Here is a 5,509-nt window from a genome sequence, read left to right as displayed (position 1 = left end):
GGACGCGGGGAGGCAGCGGGATGCGAGGCTGCGCATCCGCCGAGAAGCTGCGGGGGGCGGAGAGTGGCGGGCGGCTCTGCATCTACCGTTAGTGCAGCACGGGCTTCTTCACCCGCCCGCCGTACACGTCCGAGAGCGGGTGGATGACGATGAACGCGTGCCGGTCGAGCTCCTGCACGATGGTGCGGATCTTCCCGATCTCCAGGCGCGTGACGACGCAGTAGAGGATGTCCTGCTCCGCCCCGCTCGCCCCGCCGCGGCCCTGGATCACCGTGACCGTCCGGTCCAGCCGGCCCGTGACCATGTCGCGGATGGCGGCGCTCGCCTCGGAGACGATGGTGACGGCGTGGTACTCCTCGATGCCGTGCAGGATGAAGTCGAGCGTCTTGGACGCGGCCACGTACGTGAGGATGGAGTACAGCGCCGACTCCACGCCCAGGAAGAACGCCGCGGTGAGGAAGATGACGATGTTGAGGCCCAGGATGACGTCGCCCACCTTGAGCAGGCTGCTCTTCTTGCTCACCAGCAGCGCGGCGATCTCGGTGCCGTCCAGCACCGCCCCGCCGCGCATGGCCAGCCCGATCCCCCCGCCGATGAAGAAGCCGCCGAACACCGCCGTGAGCAGCCGGTCCGGCGTGACGTCCGGGTAGTGCACCGTGGCCAGGCACACCGACAGCCCGCCGATGGCCAGCGCGCTCCGCAGTGCGAACGCCCCGCCGATCTGCCGGTAGCCCAGCGCGATGAACGGCAGGTTGATGACCAGGATCAGCACCGACAGCGGGAACCCGGCCACCTCGGCCAGCAGCATGGAGATGCCCGTCACGCCGCCGTCGATGAAGCGGCTGCTGAGCAGGAACCCGTGCAGCCCCATCCCCGCGGACAGGATTCCGAGGATGATCAGCACCGCGTTCGTCGCCTCGCGCGCAAGTCGTCTCATGCGCGAAGGTTAGCCGGAACCCCGCGTGCGGGCAACCGCATCGCTCCTTCCGGTGGATGAAATCACGTTCCGGGCGACCGGGTGCTCGCCGGCGGCGGTTCGAAGGGCCAATGCAGAACTTCGCTCCTCGAGATGGTGCGATTCCGTAGAGGCGGTCGTGCCAATGCGGACGAGGCCGTGCTCATCGCGAGCGCGGCCCCGTCTTTCGTGTGTGCCTTCGTCCGATACGCGGCGGCTAGAGGCGGCGCGGGACTTCGCGGGCTTGGTCGCGCAGGCGCTCCAGCTCCTCCGGCGAGAGGCGTTCCCAGTCCGGCGGGATGGGGCTCAGGCGGCGCTTCCGGGAGCCGTGCTCGAAGGCGAGCCAGCCGCCCTCCAGGCCGGGCGTGAGGCGGGTGCTGCGATGCGCGTCGTGGTCGGCCGGGTCGGACGCGAGGATGCCCGGCGAGTCGGGGACCACGTCCCACACGCGCCACCTCACTCCCTCCGAATCATCGAACTCTCTGAGCGGCATGTACTTGCGTTGGGGTTCGGGGTTCGCGCGCCTCTACGCAGGCTCCGTGCCGGTCCGGAGCGTCCGCCCGCGCGGGGCCCGGCGGCATCCTGCATCTGCCCGACACCCTGGCGTGCGCCGTCAGAAACGGGGGCCCGGACGCGTTGTGACACCGAGGCATCCACGCCTCGCCCGTATCGCGGCGGTCCCTCCGCCGTGGGCTCTCCGGCTTCCCAACCCTTGCAATGAACGCTCGAACCCCCGGCCTCGCCCTCGCGGCGGGGCTCCTCTGCGCGTGCGTGTCTGCGCCGCGCCAGGCTGGCGCGACCGGCTTCTCCCCGGCTCCCGCACGTGGCGGCGAGCCGCTGCACTTCCGCGCCGCCGCAGCGTACTCGCGCGAGCACGCGGGCGACGCCGTGCTCGTGGTGCGCGGCGACCGCACGGTGTTCGAGGAGTACCAGAACGGCTACACGGCAGACGTGCCGCACCACATGGTGAGCGGCACCAAGAGCTTCGCGTGCACCGTCGCCGCCGCCGCGGTCGAAGACAGCCTCTTGAAGCTGGACGAGCCGCTGGCGGGCACGCTGCCGGAGCTGGCGGAGCACCGGCTGGGCCGCGGAATCACCGCGCGCCACCTGCTGAGCCTCACCAGCGGCCTGCCGCCGGTGAACCGCGGCCCCACCGGCGTGGAGCCGGCCAACCACTACGCCAACTCCCTCTATCTGCGGAGCGACGCGGCGCCGGGGACCACGTTCGCGTACGGCCCTACGAGCTTCGACATGTTCATGGAGGCCATGCGCCGCAAGCTGCTGCCGCGCCGCGAGGACCCCGTGTCGTACCTCCAGCGGCGGGTGCTGGACCCCATCGGTGTGCGGGGCGTCACCTTCGCGCGCGACGGGGCGGGGAACGCGATGTTCGACGCGGGCGCCCGCATCACGGCGCGCGAGTGGTCGCGCTTCGGGCGGATGGTGCGCGACAGCGGGCGGTTCGAAGGCCGCCAGGTGCTCGATTCCGCCGCGTTGGGCGAGTGCTTCAAGGGCAGCGCGGTGGCACCGTGGTACGGCCTCGCGTTCTGGCTCAACGCGCCGGTGCGCGGCGGCCGCGCGCTGTACGACGGCGGCCTGCCGGACATGGCCGAAGCCATCGGGGCGATGCATCAGCATCTCTTCATCATCCCGTCGTTGGACCTGGTCGTCGTCCGCTTCGGCCGTCCGGACGACACGTTCCGCTCGCGCGTCTTCCTCGCCCGCCTGCTGGGCGATCCCGATCCCGCGGACCCGCGCCCCACGCCGGGTGAAGGCGGCCCGTAGCGGCATCGCACTTCCCGCATCCATCGGAAGAGCGCAGCTCCGATCTTCCCAAAACGAAGGCTCACGCGGAGACGCGGAGGACGCGGAGAACGGAAGGAGGAGCGAGCTGTTCTCCGCGTCTTCGCGCCTCCGCGTGAGGTCCTTCTGCCACCGCGCGCGCACGAGGTTCGATGCGCGGCATGAAACCGTCGAAAACGCCCGGATCGCCGTGCTCGCCGCTCATTCGCGAGGCGTTGACGCTCCACCCGCGCGCGGCTACGTTCCCGCCGAGCGCCGCCGCCCGGCCGCGCCGGCATTCCCCCATCCCGCGGACGCTCTCTGGGTAAGCTCGCTGTCCTGATGGTCACGGCCTTCGTGGACATGGTCGGACTGCTGATGGTGATCCCGCTGATCCCGTTCTACGCCATGAAGTTCGGCGCGGGCGGCACGGTGGTGGGCGTCCTGGTCTCGTCGTACGCGCTGGCGCAGCTGCTCAGCGCGCCCATGTGGGGGCGGATGTCGGACCGCTACGGGCGGCGGCCGGCGCTGCTGGTGGGGCTGGCCGCGAGCGCCATCGCGTACGTCATCTTCAGCTTCGCCACCTCCATCTGGATCCTGCTGCTGTCGCGGCTGGTGCAGGGGGCGGGCGGCGGCACCACGGGTGTGATCCAGGCCTACGTGGCGGACGCGACGGCGCCGCGCGACCGGGCCAAGGCGCTGGGCTGGCTCTCGGCCGCGACCAACATGGGGGTGGCGATCGGGCCGCTGCTGGGGTCGCACAGCCTGGCGTGGGGCGAGAAGACGCCGGGGTTCCTGGCGGCGGGGCTGTGCGTGGTCAACATGGCGTTCGCGGCCGTGTACCTGCGCGAGTCGCGCGTGGTGCACGCGCCGCAGGCGGGCGCCGCCAAGCCCGCGGGCTCGCGCACCCTCATCGGCCACGTGCTCACGCGGCCGGCCGAGCCGGCGCCGCGCATGATCTGGATCTACGCCATCGCCATGGGGGCGTTCTCGGGCTTCACGGCCATCCTGGCGCTCTTCCTCAGCCAGCGGTTCGGGGTCACGGCCAAGACGGTGGGCTGGGCGTACACCTGGAACGCCTGCATCGGGGTGCTGGTGCGCGCGTTTTTCCTGGGCAAGCTGATCGACCGCTGGGGCGAGGCGCGCATCTCGCGCGTGGGCCAGGTGCTGCTCACCGCCGGGCTGGTGCTGATGCCGTTCACCTGGCGCTTCACCGGCAACGTGCCGCTGCCCTTCGCGGTGCACATGGCGCCCATGCACCTGGGCGGCGGGCATCTGTCGTACCCGGCGTTCTCGGCCGGCGCCACGCTCGTGCCGCTCAAGTTCCTGGTGCTCGCGGTGGTGATCGCGCTGATCCCGCTGGGCACCGCGTTCACCTTCCCGGCGGTCACGGCCACGCTGTCGCGCGTGATCAGCGAGCGGGAGCGGGGCGTGTACATGGGCGTGCAGCAGAGCTTCGGCGGCGCGGCGCGGGTGCTGGGGCCGGTGTGGGCCGGGTGGTCGTTCGAACACTGGGGCTCGCAGTACCCGTTCTGGACGGGCGCCGCTTTGGTGTTCGCGACCCTGTGGCTGGGCATCGGCATGGAGCGCTTCACCCGCGACGAGGTCGAGGAAGCCGCTCCGGCGCCGGGTTAGCCGTCGGACGAATGCGGGAGATGCGGGAGATGCGGGAGATGCGGAGCGAGCGTCCTGTTCGCCACATCGCGCCGAGAAGCATCGCGAAGATGTGGATCGCAGCCGCGGCTTTCTCGCGAAACCTCCAGCAGACTCGCGGCCTCCCGAGGGTATGAAACCCCCGGCTTTGAACTGCGGTCGTCCTGCGGACGAGGTGTGGTGCGGCGGCGGATTCGGCGTGAGGCTCGGGCTGCTCGCGGCCGGTGGATGAACAGCGGTGATCGTGCGGACGCGGGAGCGCCCATGCTCGTCCCAAGCCGCGCATCCGCCGAGGCGCTGGGGTGCGTGGTCGATCGAGACATGGAGCGTCGGGTGAGGGACGCGGCGCCTGCGACCTGCATCTTCCGAGAGATGATTCGCATCTACTGAATGACCTGCATCTCGGCGGCTCGGGGCTGTGCTGATGGATCGAACGCTGGACATCTTCCGGATCTGATTGCCCCGCCCGAGCTTGGGCGGCGGATCGACATCTCCCGATAGTGGTTGGACCGGGGGCTCCGATGTACCTGCGGGACCACGTAGATCCGGCCGACCGCGACCGCGGGGCCGACCGACCTTCCAACCTCCTCGCCCTCCATGAACGACAGACTCGCCAAGCCCCTCGTTGCCGAAGCGATCGGCACCTTCGCGCTGTGCTTCATCGGCCTGCTCGCCATCAGCGCCGGCAAGATCGCCGATGCGCCGGCGGGCACCGTGAACCTCACGTCCATCGCCTTCGCGCACGGCCTGGCCATCGCGGTGATGGTGGCGGCCATGGGCGCCGTGTCGGGGGCGCACTTCAACCCGGCGGTCACCTTCGGCTTCGTGGTGACGGGGCGGATGGCGCCGGTGCGCGGCCTGGCCTACTGGGGCGCGCAGATCGTGGGCGCGGTGGTGGCGTCCGGCATCGTGGCGTTCATCTTCGGGACCGAGACGGTGGCGAACGGCACGCCCAACCTGGCGCTGGGCATCCCGGCGGGCGCGGGCATCCTCATCGAGATGGTGACCACGTTCTTCCTGGTGCTGGTCGTGTTCGGCACGGCGGTGGACGAGCGGGCGCCCAAGTCGGTGTTCCCGCTGGCGATCGGGCTCACGGTGGCGCTGGACATCATGGGCACGGGC

General features: G+C 70.8%; 5 protein-coding genes. 3 read left to right on the top strand and 2 right to left on the bottom strand.

Annotated elements, in window-relative coordinates; translation table 11 throughout:
- Positions 1-88 precede the first annotated feature (88 nt).
- Both VFE05_19170 and VFE05_19165 read right to left on the bottom strand, forming a co-directional pair.
- Positions 89-937, bottom strand: coding sequence for a YitT family protein (locus VFE05_19170; GenBank protein ID HET6232204.1), 849 nt, complete (start codon positions 935-937; stop codon positions 89-91).
- Between the two features lie 235 nt (positions 938-1,172).
- Positions 1,173-1,415: a hypothetical protein gene (locus tag VFE05_19165; protein HET6232203.1), complete on the bottom strand. Its 243-nt coding sequence runs from the start codon at positions 1,413-1,415 to the stop codon at positions 1,173-1,175.
- A gap of 257 nt (positions 1,416-1,672) precedes the next feature.
- On the opposite strand from VFE05_19165, the gene VFE05_19160 reads away from it, so the two are divergent.
- The 3 genes from VFE05_19160 to VFE05_19150 all read left to right on the top strand — a co-directional run.
- Positions 1,673-2,737, top strand: a complete 1,065-nt coding sequence (locus VFE05_19160) for a serine hydrolase domain-containing protein (GenBank protein ID HET6232202.1) — start codon at positions 1,673-1,675, stop codon at positions 2,735-2,737.
- Between the two features lie 339 nt (positions 2,738-3,076).
- Positions 3,077-4,369: an MFS transporter gene (locus tag VFE05_19155; protein ID HET6232201.1), complete on the top strand. Its 1,293-nt coding sequence runs from the start codon at positions 3,077-3,079 to the stop codon at positions 4,367-4,369.
- Positions 4,370-4,984: 615 nt separating this feature from the next.
- Positions 4,985-5,509, top strand: a 525-nt coding sequence (locus VFE05_19150; protein ID HET6232200.1) for an aquaporin, incomplete at its 3' end; no start/stop codon positions are given.

The sequence above is a fragment of the Longimicrobiaceae bacterium genome (assembly GCA_035696245.1).
Lineage (GTDB): Bacteria > Gemmatimonadota > Gemmatimonadetes > Longimicrobiales > Longimicrobiaceae > DASRQW01.
The sequence above is the reverse complement of the archived record's forward strand: the minus strand, read 5'-3'. Positions and strand labels throughout refer to the sequence as shown.

Bases quoted from the DNA above. Each gene is read 5' to 3' on its own strand.
- VFE05_19160 (HET6232202.1), top strand. From the start codon at position 1,673: ATGAACGCTCGAACCCCCGGCCTCGCCCTCGCGGCGGGGCTCCTCTGC.
- VFE05_19170 (HET6232204.1), bottom strand. From the start codon at position 937: ATGAGACGACTTGCGCGCGAGGCGACGAACGCGGTGCTGATCATCCTC.
- VFE05_19155 (HET6232201.1), top strand. From the start codon at position 3,077: ATGGTCACGGCCTTCGTGGACATGGTCGGACTGCTGATGGTGATCCCG.